General features: G+C 54.9%; 1 protein-coding gene. It reads left to right on the plus strand.

Annotated elements, in window-relative coordinates; translation table 11 throughout:
• Positions 1-42: 42 nt before the first annotated feature.
• Positions 43-426 (plus strand): VRR-NUC domain-containing protein (locus BHC62_RS04685; protein ID WP_143007486.1); only part of this gene is annotated, 384 nt, incomplete at its 3' end.

Below are 426 nucleotides of genomic sequence, written 5' to 3' on the forward strand. Positions count from 1 at the left end.
CTCCAGGGGCGCAGTCCGTATAGGGCCGAGGTCAGTTACGACATGACCAAGCGTCCACCACAGCCAATCCTCGACAGTCAAACAGGGACCAGCCCTCATGGCTGGATACCGGGCTGGATCAACAAGTACTGGAATGAAGACCCAGAACATCCACCGTTCAAGGCCGGTACAGGGATGATTCGCCGGCCCGATGTGGTGATCGTTAAGGATTCGACCAAGCCACCAACTCAGGACAACATCAAGCAAGTAGTGGAGATGAAATTTCCGCCTGATCCACCGAATACTCGACAGGCGCAGGGCTATGCAAAAATTGCTGGCAACAAAAACAAGGTCGTTGAGATGACATCCACCGAATGTGACTGTAGCCAGGAAAATCAGCAGTCCAACGTGCCAGTGGCGCAGCTTGGCTGGGCCGCAGCCATCGCT

Origin of the sequence: Pseudomonas sp. 06C 126, from assembly GCF_001855215.1 — a bacterium.
GTDB classification, from domain to species: domain Bacteria; phylum Pseudomonadota; class Gammaproteobacteria; order Pseudomonadales; family Pseudomonadaceae; genus Aquipseudomonas; species Aquipseudomonas proteolytica.